Here is a 14,486-nt window from a genome sequence, read left to right on the forward strand (position 1 = left end):
GCGGCCTGCTTCAAGCCATAGGCCTCTTCCGGCAAGGATGCGGCATACGGCGCATGTATTGCTTAAAGCCGCGAACTTTTTTAAGATAACAGAAGCAATCATCCTGAAAACGAGCATGCAAGCCGATGGCAAACGTGTATGCTCTATATACGCATCTTATTTGTTACGGAGGGGAGAGATGAATATGAACGATATGAAATACCGCATCATCCGCGACGAAGTCAAGCCCGGAATCCGCGCCGTTCAGGCGGGAGCGGAAGATAAAGCAGCGGTGAACGGCCTGATGGTACAAGCCGCGGCCTGGCTGCAAAGCAAAGGTTCCAAGCAATGGCATGAGCTGCTTGCGGGAGAGGACCGCCACGGCGTGCCCGAAGCGATCGACCGCGGTGACGTATTTATATTCAAAAAAGGCGAGGCGCTCGCCGGCATGGTCATTCTTCAGCAGCACGCCAGCGCGTGGGACCGTTCGCTATGGGGGGAGGAGGGGCATGAATCCTCCGTTTACCTGCACCGGCTTTGCATCAACCGGGACTTTGCCGGCGAGCAGCTTGGCAGCGCCATTTTGGACTGGGCGGTAAACGGCATCCGTTTTCCTCGCAAGGATCGGATCCGTTTGGACTGCATTGCCTCCGTGCCGGCCCTCAACCGCCTATATAGCGGGGCCGGGTTCGAGTATCGCGGACCGGCCCCGGGAGCTTCGTTCAATCTCTATGAAAAGCGGGTACCGGCCGCAGATTGACGCGCGGAATAAGCCGTTCAAGGACGCAAAAAGAGGAGGTCTCCTGCCAAGGAGAACGCCTCTTCGTTGATTTCGCCGCTATGCGGATGAATCCAGCGTACGGCCGATTTTATCCAGAATGACCCGGCTTTCTTCATTGAGTCCTTGCACGGTAACCCGTTTGCCGAGCGCCTCGTATTTATCGATCACTTTGGTGAGGGCGCTGGTTGCCGATTGGTCCCACAGATGCGACCCCGTAAAGTCGATGACGACATGCTCGGGATCCTCGTGATAGGCAAACAGCTGGGTAAAATGCGACATGGTTCCGAAAAACAGCTGCCCATGGATACGATATATTTTGGCTCCCTGCCCGGTTCGTTCCGTGGAGGCATGAATCCGCGCCATTTTCCAGCCGAACCGCAGCGCGCTCAAGATCACGCCCGCCACGACGCCAAGGGCCAGATTCGAAGTCGCCACCACGATCGCCACGGTCACGACCATCACGATCGTGTCGCCGATCGGCACCTTATGCAGCGTCCGCAAAGAATGCCAATCGAACGTTCCGACGGACACCATGATCATCACGCCAACCAGCGCAGCCATCGGAATCACCTTGACCACGCTGCCAAGGACGATAATGAGAAACAGCAGGAACACGCCGGCCACCAACGTCGACAGCCGGGAACGGCCGCCGGATTTTACGTTGATCACCGTTTGTCCGATCATTGCGCAGCCCGCCATGCCTCCGAAAAAGCCGGAAACGATATTGGCAATGCCCTGCCCTTTGATCTCGCGGTTTTTGTCGCTTCCCATCTCGGTCAGCTCATCCACCAGATTCGCCGTCAGCAGCGATTCCGTCATTCCGACCACCGCCAGCGCCAAGGCGTACGGCAATACGGTTATGAACAGATGGAACGATATGGCGACCGACGGAATATGAAAGGACGGCAGCGTCTGCGTAATCGTCCCCATGTCGCCCACCGTTCTGACGTCCGCATGCGTCCATACCGAAATCACCGTCATCACGATGATCGCCACCAAAGCCGAAGGAACGGCCTTCGTCAGGAACGGGAACAAATAAATGATGAGCAGCGTGCCCGCAACCATCAGATACATGACCCAGGTCGCGCCGACGAAGTTGGGAAGCTGCGCCATAAAAATGACGATGGCCAACGCATTAACGAAACCGACAATCACCGGCTGCGGCACGAAGGTAATCAAACGGCCGAATTTCAGCGCGCCCATCACCCACTGCAATATCCCCGTCAATATGGTCGTCGCGAATAAATATTCGATGCCGTATTTAGCTACGATCGGCCCCATCAGGGAGGCCATGGCGCCCGTCGCCGCCGAAATCATGCCCGGCCTTCCGCCGACAAACGAAATCGTGAAGGCGATCAGGAAGGACGCGTATAATCCGACCATCGGATCCACGCCGGCCATCAGGGAAAAGGCGATCGCCTCCGGAATGAGCGCAAACGCCACCGTCAAGCCGGATAAAATATCTTTTCTGACATTACTAAAGAAACCTTGTTTCAAGCCATTCAAAAACAAAGAAATAATTCCTCCTATCCTATTTTTTGTGCCGAAGCGTCCGTACATAATCCGAAAGAAAGCATACAAACAAGATGATAGCTCCCCACTCTCAGGTTCGCCGGGTCCGATTTTCACTGATCATTATTATAAACATAAATCGAATCGATCCCAAAATGCCATGTAAGCGATTAAATACGGCGTTTGCTCTCCCATCGTCCCGATTACTTATTCTTATCTGCCATCTCCCCGGCAATAAATGAGCTTTTTACCTGCTGTTTCTATCACGAAACATCTCAAACCTTTTGAATATATTACTAGAAACGAAGATGTTATAAACATTTTCGTTTTCCGCCAACCTCATGCTTCACCCATCACTCCCCTTACTTGGCAAAAAGCCTGCGGCCCCCGCTCATCCGCAGGCTTTTTGCATGGCTTCAAACAACCGCGGCAAACGAAAAAAGCCAAACCCTGCCTCTCTCGCGAGGTGCATGGATTTGGCTTGGCCGCAAAACCGCTGTACATACGTATCAACGAAACGAATGATTCCCTTACTCGACGGTAATTTCTCCGGCGGAGGTCTGAAGCAAAATCTCCGCTCCTCCCCCGTTAAACTCCCGTTTTCCGTCCGGCACGCCGGTGATCGCCCCAAGGTCGCTTTCCGCCTGAAGCGTATATTTCATCGTATCGGCAAAGGAGGCGCGGATGCTTCCCACATCGGTCCGGGCCGTCAGACTGCCGCCTTCCTCGATCCCGTTCATTCGGAGCTGCAGGCTTCCGGCATCGGCTTCAATCTCGGACGCACCCAACGCGTGGCCGTCTAGCACGACGATATTCCCCACATTATTGCGGATTCGGTAGTTCCCTTTAAACCCTTCCACGTTCACTTCCCCGACGTCGCTCGCGATATCGATGCCCGTCACCGATCCGGGAACTTCGATTTCATAGTCGATGACGAAGTCGGAATAGCCGTATTTGGATTCGGCCCAATCCCATAAATTCCGCTCCGGGTCGTCTTTCGGGCTGGTTGCGAGCCTCAGGTTGCCGCCCTCTGGAAGGAACGAAGTCTCCGCTTGTTCCGCCAAGTTTTCGTAAGACCTGTCTTTCAAAAACCAAATCGTCGTCTTCACCTGGATCGCGTCCCCCGCTACCGGCACAAGGCGAATGTTTCCAACCTCATGCTCGATGCGCAGCACCGTCTCTGAGCCGGATTCATGCCTAGCCGTTAACTCGAGCGGTTTGCCGCTCCGCTTGATTCGGTCCGCCATCCCGGAAGCGGCGTTGCCGATCGAATCCCCCGCGGCGGCCGTAACCTGCTGCAGGTCCTCCTTAACGGATTGCGCGGCTTCGTTAACGGAAGCGCAGCCCGTCAACAGCAGCCCTGAAAGAATCGCCCCGGCCACTGCCCACTGATATGATTTCTTCATCATGAGTTCCCTCCGATACCCCTCTGGTTATATCTGGTACTCATTATACGGGTCGGAGGCGACTCTCGCGCCGAGCCTGAGACTAGTCGCTCCCTGGACTTTGGTCTGGGAGGGGAGCTGATCTGGCCGTATTTGAAAGTTTAGACGTGCACGGCCCGGATATCCTCGAACCGGATCCACTGCCAGTCATCTTCCTCGCGCAGTTTGATTTCCTTCAAATATGTATTGACGACGGTCACAAAACCGCGCAGCTGGCGGCTTCCGTTCGGCGTGTCGACCGTCATGCCGATTTTGACGTGCGCTTCGAGCGAATGCGTAAGCTCGCGTTCGATGCTTGCCCAATCCTGATGCTCCTTCTCCGGGCGGGATGCCTCCTTGCGTTCCGGCTCCGGCGTCATCAAAGCGGATGGATGCGGTTTGTTCATCTATCATCATCTCCCGTTAATCAAATAAGAACAGATGTTCCTATTATACCCCAAAACATTCCCTTTTGGCAATGTGAAATAACTCCCGGCAAAGTCAGACTCCGCCACCGAAAATGCATTCGCGTCATTCGCCGCGGAGCCGCAAGCGTTCAAGAAACTGCTCTTCCGAAATGACCTCGATGCCTTCCCGCTGCAGCAGCGCGGCCGTCACTCCGCTTCCCGCCACTTTGCGGTTTTCAAACTTGCCGTCATAGATCATCAAGCTGCCGCAGGAAGGACTGTATTCTTTCAACACGACCAGGCGGGCACCCAATCCGCGTATCACATTCAGCGCCGCATAAGCGCCCTTGACGTACATCTCGCTGACGTCCCTGCCGGATTTTTCGATGACCCGGGCTTGTCCGTCCAGCACGTCGGCACCGGTTCCGCCTTGAATTTCGGCCGGCTCCCGCGGCGTCGCGAATCCGCCCATCAGCTCCGGGCAAACCGTGACCGCCTTTTTTTCCTCGACCAGACGCCCAATCGTTTCATCCAGGCAGTCCGTTCCGTTATATCTCACTTTCAATCCTGCCAGGCAGGAACTGACTACGATCATACCAATCACTCCTTAACTTCATTATACAAGACGAACGGCCTCAATGGTCAGGTTCAACAAATTGCTTTCTGAGCGCACCAGGCAGGCCCGGGACCGACAGCAACAAAAAAAGCGCTGAGCCCACTTTCGTGAACCGCGCTTTGCCCGGGTTGAGCCGTGCGTAGAACGCCTCTTCGATCCTATAAAAGGATCAGCCGCTCCCCGGAATCGTCTTGTCGCTTTTTCTCTCGAACCCCGGCTCGTATACGCTGAAAAAGGAAATGCTCGATGTTTTGACGTGATGTTCGTTCAGGACAACCCATTCCTCGCTTTTCAGCCGTGCAATGATTCCCGGAACGTCGCCCGAAATGATATTCAATGACTCCCCGCCGACAAAATGAATTGTAATGCTGCTTTCGCTCAAAATGCCTCCACCTCCAGAAATTCGCTCCATATCATGGAAGTATTCCCCGTTCCTTCACTTCTTATATACACGGGACGGAGAAAGGGAAAACGGGAGGAAGGAACTATGTCCAAAATGTTTATTTAATATCATTAAAATTCCATTTACAATCATTTCAGGCGGTAAATTGTCGTTTTATTGAAACCAACGATTATCTGCCCCGTAAAATAAGTCAAAAGAATGTCGAATATCTTAAAATGATCAGTAGTCCGTTAGACTCACTATTTTTCAAGCCGCAGCAAGCCGGGAGGTGACGAACAAGCCAATCGATGCATTGAGCTTATGCTTCCTACAGGACGATGAAAGCCAATCTCCCAGCCGACGGGTACGACAAAAGGATGGAAACACTTTGAAGAAATCAATCGTATTATTGTTGTCCCTGTGCCTCGTAATGACTGCTTGCAGCTCCAAAGAGAAGGAAAAAGCAGCCGAGGAACCGAAGACGACCGCCACCCAAGAAGCGCCTAAGGAAACGCCGAAAGAAACCCCGAAAGAATCGGAAGATCAAAAACTGGCTACCGCCGAAACCGAAGAATTCGCTTTTTCGTACCCGGCTTCCTGGCAAGCCTACGATTTGTCCCAGCTTAACCAGCCTGCGATCAAAGCAGCCTATGCAGATCCCGCGCCGAAGTCCGCCTTTGCGGATAATGTGAATGTTGCCGCCGACAATTCCACGTTTACGGCCAAAGAAAACGCCGATATGGTCGTTGCCCAATATGAAGGCGGTGCGCTGGCAAATGCCATCAAGGATTTCAAAAAAATCAGCTATACCGACGGGGCCAATAACAGCGGAATTTTGGTGGGCGAATATACGCAGGCGCAATCGGGAGTTCCAGTCGTTTTGACGCAATACATCGTTCCGACGGGCAGCTCTACCTATACGCTCAGCATTTCTTATACCAAGGAATCCTATGAAAACGGCGGCAAAGAAACAGTACAGAAAATGGTCGATTCCTTCAAATTAAGCAGCAAAGCCTTCGCTGCTGCCGACACGGGGAAAACGTCCACCGGCCAAGCTAACGCCGCAGCAAATGCAGGACAAACGCAATTGGCTGACATGATGGCTCAAATTATTCCGTCGATAACCGATAATACCGGCCAAATGACCGAAAAGACTTATAACTACATAGTGAGCCATAAAGACCTGTTCCCTGCCTTGACGGCAGAAAGCAAAAAAGCCGCCAAATCTTCGGTGGATGCCAGCGTCACGTCACGTCATCTGTTCAAAAACATCAACCCGTATTTGGATAAAATGGTGCAGGTAAGCGGACCGGTCATCGATATCGAGGAGGAAGAAACGGAGATCGGAACGATCGCCATCATCCATGTAGGGGATGAAAACGACAATTCCTTTGTCGGCCTATACATGAACTCCACCGGCGACATCCTGGAAGGCGATGAGGTCACGATGGTCGGGCTTCCAACCTCTCTGTTCTCGTTTGACAATATCGGCGGCGGAACCACCAACGCCATTCTGATGAGTGTTTCTACGGTGCAGAAAACGAAATAATTCCAAAAACAAAAACGCAGAACCTTCGGGATCATTACCGCTGGTCTGCGTTTTTTTCATGTAATATAGTTCAATGAATCCGGTCGGGAATAAGCTTCTGCACGATTTGCTTCGAAAGATCCTGCGTCTCCCCTTGGATGGCTTCCACCGCTTTTCGTTTTTCCAGCTCCAGCTCCGCCAGCGCCTCTGCCACATGCCGATCCGACTCGTCCCTAGCTTCCTTGATGACCTGCTCCGCTTTCGCCAAGCTTTCACGGATCGTACACTGTACGGCGTTATTCGCATCCTGCACCGCGGACTGCAGCACCGCGTTTCTTTCGGCTTCAAGCCTCTGCATCTCCTCCCGAAGCTGTTCAGCCGACTCCAGATGTTGTTTCGTGCGGGCCTCCCTTTGCTCCATAACCTTAAACAACGGTCCAAATGCATACTTGCTTAACAAAAAATATAAAACCAAAAACGCAATGAGGGACATCACCATCGAAGGCAGGGATGTTGCACTGAAAAAATTCATCGTTTCCGCTCCTTTGCAGCCAAAGTTCTGATCTCATCGACATGCAATGCGTCATAACATGGTGCCGGTTCGCCTAGAGATGTTTCTAGCGTACCATAAATTTCCACATAGTAAATAAATACTTCGTGGTACATACTTTCTAACTTAAAGAATCCCTTTGGAAGGGTAGAAATCGTCAATGACAAATTTGACTGAGCATATGCTAATATCCTTAGTTTTGTGAAGTGTGAATAGAAACCATCATTATTTATATCGAAAATATTCATTAATTTTGATTTAGAACTTAAATAATGATATCGATTATCTAATGCTAATCCTCTTAAAAGGTCACCATACGGGATTCTTTTATCACTAATTCCTTTGATTGAGCTAATCCCTGCTGCAGTCAAGAGATTATCATAATTAACATTCGGTGAAGAAACAATTTTTTTGAAAAGTCTTAGAGATTCCCGTATATCTTTATTTGACAACATCTCTAACAACAAGATGTTTGCGTCATCTCCCATAAAAGTTTGCGAAAGCACTTCTAATATATCCAGTTTCTTGACTTCTATCGATAGACCTCTGGATGTTTTAACGCCGAATAGAATGTCTTCTTCAGACAGGCTTTCTTTTGCAGTTTTTAATCGTTTGGATAATACTGAATAGACCTTAGGCGCAGGAACATGAAACACATCACATTCAACAAAATTAAAGGATTTATCATGTTCGTGCTGGTAATAAACCTCCTCTCTTAAAGACAGTATTACAGTGGTTCTGAATCGTTCTCTAATAACATTACCGTGCTGAAATAACTTTTTTTGGAGATCGGGATCTAACTGATCGACGTTATCGTACACAACACAAGTACTATAACCAGTTTTCTGGACATATTCAAAAATTCTTTTTACATAAGATTCTTTATCATTAGAAACAATATTACTTATTATTTCAGCCATTTTTTCATTTCTTTTATCTTCTGGTAATAGCGCTAAAATCGACTTATTTTTATTAATATCATCAGTGAATACTTTTAACAAAACCTCAGGAGATTCAAAAATCCCTAGTTCATTATATTTTTCATACAGTTGGTCTTCTATTTTTTGGTATATAAACCTATCGATATCCGTATCGTTGGAGCACTCCTTGCAATCCAAATACACCCAAACCGTTGATTCCCTGTCTTCTTCTGACAAAATAAAATTGAAGAATCTGTGTATGAATGTAGTTTTGCCAACGCCTGCTCCTCCTACTAATAGAAACATCTTTGATTTATTTCTGCTTTGCGTAAAACGGTTATCGAATATATCTGCAGATCTTTTTTTTGTCTTAATATCGATAACTTCTTTTTTTTCTCCTTCTTGAATTGCGTAGTCGTCATCCATATCTGTCACTTCTTCAAGAACACGACTAATACGTGGAGCCCTATCTTTTAAAACGAATTCAATATTCCTTTCATATTGTTTGGCACCTTCATAATCACAGTAGCATTTTTTCAACAAGTCCCAATCATCAATAATCTCTGTGAAATACTTATCATGTAATGAAGCGAGATAGTTTGATAGATTATTATATTCCACAACTTCTTCAGGGTTTGTCTGCTGATGGTTTACTTTCTGAGCAAAAGGTGGCCTATTTCTTATTAACTTGTCTTGATTTTTTTCAAGTAGCTCCTTCAGCTCTGTATCGATGTCTTGATGTGGTGAAAACAAATTCCAAAAAATGCTAAAATTATCTCGAATCTTATGGTGATCGTGAAAAAGATATGTATCATTACAGGATAGTTTAAGAAAAGGGATGTATGTTAATGCAATTTGAGATCCATTAGAAACTACAACTGTATTTATTTTTTTGGGTACAGCATAGTCAATTGCCTGCTCTATAGCATTTTTAAAATCTGCTAATTTATCTTTTAACGACTTTAACTTTATTGAAGTTGATTTTGGCATAATAAACTGTACAGTTTCTTTTTTTGCCTCGAGGATAAATTTATTATTACCACAGCTAAACTGATAATCGAAGTAACCAATATGATTTAAGTGTCCTTCTCTATCAATATTCTTTTCGTCCCAGCCCATAACATTCTTAAACAACGGGTCAATGATTTTATTCCTTGTTTCTGTTTCGTTCAGTCCTTCTTTACCTAATACTTCTTTAGATTCTTCAAGCCACTTATCTAGTCTTTTACTACATGCAGTAAAACCATAATCTACAGTTGCAGACATAAAATGACCACCTTCCATAAAAAAAAGGGTTTTACATGTATTTTACATGTAAAACCCTTAAATAAACACTCTATCATTTAACAAATTCCAACTTTTATAAAATTCGGATTCGAACTGTTTCAAAAAAGGTTTTTTCTTAATTAGAGCAGCTGATAATAAATTAATATCCTTTGTTCCCATATCATTGCTTAGGAATTTCAATGAAGCACAAATTTCTAACCAAAACATTACGGGACACGATTCAGATCTGTTAGAAATAATTCTTTTTAAATGATCCAATTTAGGTATCACGAATTTATTAAGTTTGACAAACATACACTCTTCTTCAAATATATCTCTGTTTTTTTCGAAATATCTTAAGGCAGACGCTAATGAGCGTGAATATGGACCCCTTTTATGCCAAAAAAAATTCATTTCCCCAAGGTAAATACCAGTATCTTGTACCAAATAACCAATTTTCTGCGCTATGATACGATCATCATAAGAATTGGTACTTGGTAATTTACCGAGAAGGTACTCATGAACCTTTGAATATGCAATTAGGTTTTTATTGTCCATAATCACACTCTCCGTGTATTTAACATTGTATTATAATGCCCAAAATAAGTAATTATATGCACCATTAAAGTATTATATAACAATCAATTTAAAATTGACAATGAATTTTCCGGGAATTTCAAAAATTACTTTTTAAATTAGTTAGAATATGGAAATCCTATTCGACGATGCTTTAGTTTATCCTTCTTTACTCCATAAATTTTTTATGTACTTGCCGAAATTATATCAGCAAATTTAATCCATTCCCACTCATCTTGGGCTATCCAAAGTTTGATCTCTTTTCGAAAAACATTAATGACGGTCACAAACCCACTCGCCTGCCTATCCTCATACGGGTGATACAGGTCCAGCGTCGCCCGTACATTCAGGTTAAACGAATCCTGCAGCACCTGGCCGATCTACTGCCACTCTTGCTCGTTCGATTACCGGCTTCGGGCGCGGGTCTTTATGGATCATATATTGGTTGTACGCTTCCCGGTGTTCCGGCAGTATCATGCGGGATGATTCGAATAGTCCGTTCCCTTCCAGTTTCTTTGCCATGCGGTACCCTCCCCTTAATATTGAGTCCAGTAATCGATATTGCTCGATGTCGATCACTTAGGCTTCTTCTTGTCTTCGTCTTCCCATCCTTTTATGATCAGGATTGACTCGACGTAACTTTTATTTCCGCACTCAATGAGACTCTGCTTTTCGAGTGACAACAGCGCCCTGGTAACGTCTTGCTTAGATCGACCTGCTTTGATCGTCAGCTCATGCATTGACGGGAGCCGCCGCCGGCCGCTGGAATAGTTGAAAAGGATCCGGAGTATTTTACGCTCTGCGTCCGATAACACTCCTCCTCGCCTCCTATTTATGTAATGATAAGAGCAACCGTTCTTAATTATATACGAACATACGTTCGATAATCAATATAAATTTCCTCCTGATAAAACTGACGACTTTGATGTCATCGGTAAAATTGCTAAAAATGGTACAAATTCCATTTACGATAACTTATAGTATCTAACAGACGCCTTAAAAACTGATTACGACAAGGGGGATTCCTATGGAAAAGGGAGCAATTAGCAGAGAAAAAGTAGTTACCATTCTTGAATTTTTAATAGCCAGACTTAACAGGGGGGATAGTTTAGAACAAGCTATAGAACAAGTCTCAGAGTTGAATTATCCCCGTTTGATAAAACCAGGGCTTGATATGACTAAATCACCTATTCCATTACAGTGGGAACAACTCAAGGATTATTACACTACATACCCACCACGAGATTATTTTTTCCTTTTTCTCGAGTGTCTAAGAGTAATAAGGACTTCGTCTTGGGAACCTCATCAAGCCTGCGATGCGTTAATCGTATTAAAGAATTGGATGATATTTAACGAGTATAGTAGTCCCGTAACACTTAGAGACGAAATATTTGGATTTGGTCAAAAACGAAAACCGGGTGCTCTAGCACAAAGAGCACAAGAAATATTGTTTGATAAACTTCAGGGAATACAAAAGTTCTAATCCATAACTTACCGCCACCTCAGCATAATTAGGAACGCTATAATTACAGTTGAGGTGGTTTATTTGTTTATCAGCCCGATGTTATTAGCAACAACACCTGGCCCGTTTTCAAATTCAGATTACATCTTTGAACCAAAAGTAGACGGGCACCGTTTAGTATTTTCACAAAAAAACGGTGTAATTCGGCTTTATACGCGGCACCATATCATGGGATATCGTAAAGAAGAATTCGGATGGCTGACTGCTGTTCTGGATGGGTCCGGAAGGCTGCGCCCGACCGGGATAATTGAGCATGGGCCAGGGCCGAAAGAAAAAAGAGCGTTTTACGGGGTAAGCAAGGGAATTGTTTCAGGGGAGGACCGGAATTTTGTGTACATTGAGCCGCTGATCCGAGCTCAGGTAAAAATGCGAAACTGGACCAAGTCGGGCATGCTGCGCGATCCGGTCTTTACCAAATTCAATGTCAAATAAAAAAACCGCCCAACACGGGCGGTGTATTACATTTGTTAACTTATTACTTAGCAGAAGGGTAATCCTTAATGCCCAATCGTCTTTTGAGTGCTTCCTGCAATACTTGCGAAAAATTAAAATTTTTTCGGTCGATTTCTACCTATATGTTATGAGATAGAGCGGATGTCGTACTTATGAATAGTCCGGGTGTCGAAGTTTAAAATGTAGATATTGGTATCAGTCACAGCATAGCCTGCAATATCCCCGGAGAAATCAAACTCTTCCGCATATTTACCATAGAAAGCAAACTCTTTATCTTCTTCTTTCATAAAGAATACAGCGAAGTCATTGAGGAAGTAAACTTCTTTGCCCGTCCAGTACGGGCGTTCCAGAAGAAATTCTTCAGGCATAAATAAGTCCTCAGACTTCTTGGTCTTTAGGTCAATCTTATGAACGCCAGACTCCCCATCATAAAGTGTGAGCATATCGCCGTCCCGAACTGGGATTCGGTATTTGCCACACTTCAGTGCATTGCAATCCCCAAATTGACTTGGAAGCACGCTGCCTCGCCATTCGTATAAGACTTCGGTTTTCTTGCCCAAGCTTATCACTTGGTTAAGCGGCGTCTTCTCCGCTTCATCTTTAGTAAATACCCGCTGCACCAAAATCATATCGTCTTTGTAGAATGTAAAGTGCGGATATGGCGTGTACTTGGCGTAGTCGTAGAGCGTGTATTTACCCCACTCGTACAGGTCGCCTGGCCGGCCGTCTTCCGTTTCGAACACATCAAAAGGTGTAAACCCAATGTTTATCTTGGCGTGATTCACCTGCAGAAGCTTTGCCTTCCCGCCGGTCACTTTAAACACGACGTTGTAGGTATACCCATTCACCAGGCTGTCCCGGTAGGTCATTTTCTTATTCTCGAGATTGAGGAACATCAGGCCGCTGACATACAATTCATTCTTATACACCTGCATTTGAGCCAGTCTGAACGAGTGTATCGTCTCTGGGTCTTGAAGGCCATAAGCTTTTAAATCCGGCCCCAACTTCTTCAGGTCAAAGTAATCACTGAATCTTTTACCATCCCACTTACGAATTACAATGCTGTCCATGACATACAGCTCTTTGCCAGCAGCCGTCATTCCTTGGGGATACCCATATTGCTCATTAGGAGCACCAAGCTTTATGTATTCTTTTGTATTGAACTTTGCAAGCGTTGGTGTCGCTCCCGTAAAAAAAACCAATATGATAGCAAAACTAAAGAATAGTAATTTCTTCATTTCAATCGCTCCATAATTATTTTGGATCAAATTATAACTTACAAACTGAAAATCAACTAGGTAAATAATGGTATGAAAATTAATTCGCTGTATTGGCCAGGTATAAACATAAAAAGACCCTGCCAGCACGTAGCCAGCAGGGTCTTCGCTTTATTCCTTCGTTCCACCGTTTCGCTTATTAAACGCGAGCTCAAACAGCCCCGTGGCCGACAAGCCGGCAATACCCCCGGCCCAAAGCCGGAGCACCAGATCCAAGTCCGTAAACGGAAATGCCGCGGCGCCAACAACCAGACCTACCACCAGCCCGATCACCGGCACGATGTTTTTCGGCACGTTGACAGTGCTCTTAACCAGCTGGACCAGCGCCAGCACAAACACGGCCAGCACCGACGCAAACGTCAAAACGCTATCCAATACTTGATTTTACATGATAAAATTCCCCTCTCTGCGCGCCGCAGGTAATTCGCAAGGTTATGGTAATGAGTTTTCCCGGCAGAGTCTCCAAACTGGTGAGCCGCGAACTTTTGTAGAACCTACGAAGAAAACCTTTGGAGAGATTATGGAATCTTGGTTGGAAGGCAAAAAGACTTCGGTAAAACATGGCACCTGGAAATCATATGACTGGCTGGTTCATGCACATATTATCCCCTATCTGGGGAATGTGAAAGTGGCCAAATTACGGCCACAACAACTTCATGACTTTTATCATAAAACTCTGTTCAAAAAATTATTTGTTGGATCCATAAAAAAAGCACATGTTATTATTTTAGATGCACTAAATCGTGCTGTAACTTGGGGATTAATATCTCAGAATGTCGCTCAATTTGTAGAACTTCTGCAGGGTAAGAAGAAAAAATTCGAAGTTTGGAATGAAGCACAGCTCAAATTATTCCTTGATACAGCAGCCAAGGACCAATATTATATGGCGTTTGAGCTCGCAGCATCGACAGGGATGCGTCAAAGCGAAATTCTGGCTTTACGACGTGTGGATGTTGATTTGTATACAAAGACGGTGTCCGTCCGCCTACACTTTGGCCGAAGTCGGCCATGATTTTGATGATACCAAGAATGACAGCAGCGTGCGTTCTATCGCGCTGTTTGCTGACACGGTGAAGCTCCTGGAAGCTCACTTTAGCGACAGGAGCGTGAACGCGAGGCCAATCCCCTGTATAACGATCCTGGGCTCGTCATTCAAACTAGTGTCGGGACCCCACTTGGCTCACGTAATCTGATGCGTCATTATTACAAGATATTGGATACTAATGTAAAAGAACAACCTGACTTCCCTAAGATCCGCTTTCACGATTTAAGACATACCTCATGCGACATTGC

17 protein-coding genes are annotated in these 14,486 nt (G+C 45.9%); 5 read left to right on the plus strand and 12 right to left on the minus strand.

Going from position 1 to position 14,486, the window contains the following annotated elements; genetic code table 11:
• Positions 1 to 184: 184 nt before the first annotated feature.
• Positions 185 to 739, plus strand: coding sequence for a GNAT family N-acetyltransferase (locus AC27KL_RS01175; RefSeq protein WP_487168505.1), 555 nt, complete (start codon positions 185 to 187; stop codon positions 737 to 739).
• Between the two features lie 78 nt (positions 740 to 817).
• On the opposite strand, the gene AC27KL_RS01180 is transcribed toward AC27KL_RS01175, so the two are convergent.
• The 5 genes from AC27KL_RS01180 to AC27KL_RS01200 form a co-directional block, all read right to left on the minus strand.
• Positions 818 to 2,272 (minus strand): SulP family inorganic anion transporter, encoded by a 1,455-nt coding sequence (locus AC27KL_RS01180; RefSeq protein ID WP_487168506.1) that lies wholly within the window; start codon positions 2,270 to 2,272, stop codon positions 818 to 820.
• Positions 2,273 to 2,802: 530 nt separating this feature from the next.
• Positions 2,803 to 3,681 (minus strand): DUF4097 family beta strand repeat-containing protein, encoded by an 879-nt coding sequence (locus AC27KL_RS01185; protein WP_487168507.1) that lies wholly within the window; start codon positions 3,679 to 3,681, stop codon positions 2,803 to 2,805.
• Between the two features lie 137 nt (positions 3,682 to 3,818).
• A complete protein-coding gene (locus AC27KL_RS01190) occupies positions 3,819 to 4,103 on the minus strand; it encodes a YolD-like family protein (protein ID WP_212948815.1) in 285 nt (94 codons plus the stop codon).
• 124 nt (positions 4,104 to 4,227) lie between these two features.
• On the minus strand, positions 4,228 to 4,698 hold the full coding sequence (locus AC27KL_RS01195) for a 2-thiouracil desulfurase family protein (RefSeq protein ID WP_487168508.1): 471 nt from the start codon (positions 4,696 to 4,698) through the stop codon (positions 4,228 to 4,230).
• Positions 4,699 to 4,888: 190 nt separating this feature from the next.
• Positions 4,889 to 5,101: a hypothetical protein gene (locus tag AC27KL_RS01200; protein WP_036708697.1), complete on the minus strand. Its 213-nt coding sequence runs from the start codon at positions 5,099 to 5,101 to the stop codon at positions 4,889 to 4,891.
• 388 nt (positions 5,102 to 5,489) lie between these two features.
• Between AC27KL_RS01200 and AC27KL_RS01205 the strand changes: the two genes are divergently transcribed.
• Positions 5,490 to 6,650: a hypothetical protein gene (locus AC27KL_RS01205; RefSeq protein ID WP_487168509.1), complete on the plus strand. Its 1,161-nt coding sequence runs from the start codon at positions 5,490 to 5,492 to the stop codon at positions 6,648 to 6,650.
• 70 nt (positions 6,651 to 6,720) lie between these two features.
• Here the strand turns inward: AC27KL_RS01205 and atpF are convergent, their stop codons facing one another.
• From atpF to AC27KL_RS01230, 5 genes are all read right to left on the minus strand, one after another.
• Positions 6,721 to 7,161, minus strand: coding sequence for a F0F1 ATP synthase subunit B (atpF, locus tag AC27KL_RS01210; protein WP_487168510.1), 441 nt, complete (start codon positions 7,159 to 7,161; stop codon positions 6,721 to 6,723).
• Entirely contained in the window at positions 7,158 to 9,365 is a 2,208-nt protein-coding gene (locus AC27KL_RS01215; protein WP_487168511.1) for a hypothetical protein, read from the minus strand. The genes atpF and AC27KL_RS01215 overlap by 4 nt, the downstream gene beginning before the upstream one ends.
• Positions 9,366 to 9,422: 57 nt before the next feature.
• Positions 9,423 to 9,923, minus strand: a complete 501-nt coding sequence (locus AC27KL_RS01220) for a hypothetical protein (RefSeq protein ID WP_487168512.1) — start codon at positions 9,921 to 9,923, stop codon at positions 9,423 to 9,425.
• A 203-nt stretch (positions 9,924 to 10,126) separates the two neighbouring features.
• Positions 10,127 to 10,312 (minus strand): YolD-like family protein, encoded by a 186-nt coding sequence (locus AC27KL_RS01225; protein WP_487168513.1) that lies wholly within the window; start codon positions 10,310 to 10,312, stop codon positions 10,127 to 10,129.
• Positions 10,293 to 10,463 (minus strand): hypothetical protein, encoded by a 171-nt coding sequence (locus tag AC27KL_RS01230; RefSeq protein WP_487168514.1) that lies wholly within the window; start codon positions 10,461 to 10,463, stop codon positions 10,293 to 10,295. Before AC27KL_RS01230 ends, AC27KL_RS01225 begins: the two co-directional genes overlap by 20 nt.
• 505 nt (positions 10,464 to 10,968) lie before the next feature.
• Here AC27KL_RS01230 and AC27KL_RS01235 point away from each other — a divergent pair.
• Positions 10,969 to 11,424: a hypothetical protein gene (locus tag AC27KL_RS01235; RefSeq protein ID WP_487168515.1), complete on the plus strand. Its 456-nt coding sequence runs from the start codon at positions 10,969 to 10,971 to the stop codon at positions 11,422 to 11,424.
• A gap of 63 nt (positions 11,425 to 11,487) precedes the next feature.
• Positions 11,488 to 11,895: a hypothetical protein gene (locus AC27KL_RS01240; RefSeq protein ID WP_487168516.1), complete on the plus strand. Its 408-nt coding sequence runs from the start codon at positions 11,488 to 11,490 to the stop codon at positions 11,893 to 11,895.
• 146 nt (positions 11,896 to 12,041) lie between these two features.
• On the opposite strand, the gene AC27KL_RS01245 is transcribed toward AC27KL_RS01240, so the two are convergent.
• Both AC27KL_RS01245 and AC27KL_RS01250 read right to left on the minus strand, forming a co-directional pair.
• Positions 12,042 to 13,154 (minus strand): hypothetical protein, encoded by a 1,113-nt coding sequence (locus AC27KL_RS01245; protein ID WP_487168517.1) that lies wholly within the window; start codon positions 13,152 to 13,154, stop codon positions 12,042 to 12,044.
• Positions 13,155 to 13,304: 150 nt separating this feature from the next.
• Complete coding sequence (locus tag AC27KL_RS01250; RefSeq protein WP_487168518.1) at positions 13,305 to 13,568, minus strand: holin; 264 nt, start codon at positions 13,566 to 13,568, stop codon at positions 13,305 to 13,307.
• A gap of 13 nt (positions 13,569 to 13,581) precedes the next feature.
• On the opposite strand from AC27KL_RS01250, the gene AC27KL_RS01255 reads away from it, so the two are divergent.
• Positions 13,582 to 14,205 carry a site-specific integrase gene (locus tag AC27KL_RS01255; protein WP_487168519.1) on the plus strand — a complete coding sequence of 208 codons (624 nt, stop codon included), beginning with the start codon at positions 13,582 to 13,584 and terminating at the stop codon, positions 14,203 to 14,205.
• Positions 14,206 to 14,486 lie beyond the last annotated feature (281 nt).

The organism is Paenibacillus sp. YAE3 (assembly GCF_057546105.1).

What these genes read in the sequence shown, in the direction of transcription:
- AC27KL_RS01175 (WP_487168505.1), top strand. Translation starts at nt 185, where the DNA reads ATGAACGATATGAAATACCGCATCATCCGCGACGAAGTCAAGCCCGGA.
- AC27KL_RS01185 (WP_487168507.1), bottom strand. Translation starts at nt 3,681, where the DNA reads ATGATGAAGAAATCATATCAGTGGGCAGTGGCCGGGGCGATTCTTTCA.
- AC27KL_RS01190 (WP_212948815.1), bottom strand. Translation starts at nt 4,103, where the DNA reads ATGAACAAACCGCATCCATCCGCTTTGATGACGCCGGAGCCGGAACGC.
- AC27KL_RS01195 (WP_487168508.1), bottom strand. Translation starts at nt 4,698, where the DNA reads ATGATCGTAGTCAGTTCCTGCCTGGCAGGATTGAAAGTGAGATATAAC.
- atpF (WP_487168510.1), bottom strand. Translation starts at nt 7,161, where the DNA reads ATGAATTTTTTCAGTGCAACATCCCTGCCTTCGATGGTGATGTCCCTC.
- AC27KL_RS01215 (WP_487168511.1), bottom strand. Translation starts at nt 9,365, where the DNA reads ATGTCTGCAACTGTAGATTATGGTTTTACTGCATGTAGTAAAAGACTA.
- AC27KL_RS01220 (WP_487168512.1), bottom strand. Translation starts at nt 9,923, where the DNA reads ATGGACAATAAAAACCTAATTGCATATTCAAAGGTTCATGAGTACCTT.
- AC27KL_RS01230 (WP_487168514.1), bottom strand. Translation starts at nt 10,463, where the DNA reads ATGGCAAAGAAACTGGAAGGGAACGGACTATTCGAATCATCCCGCATG.
- AC27KL_RS01235 (WP_487168515.1), top strand. Translation starts at nt 10,969, where the DNA reads ATGGAAAAGGGAGCAATTAGCAGAGAAAAAGTAGTTACCATTCTTGAA.
- AC27KL_RS01245 (WP_487168517.1), bottom strand. Translation starts at nt 13,154, where the DNA reads ATGAAGAAATTACTATTCTTTAGTTTTGCTATCATATTGGTTTTTTTT.
- AC27KL_RS01255 (WP_487168519.1), top strand. Translation starts at nt 13,582, where the DNA reads ATGATAAAATTCCCCTCTCTGCGCGCCGCAGGTAATTCGCAAGGTTAT.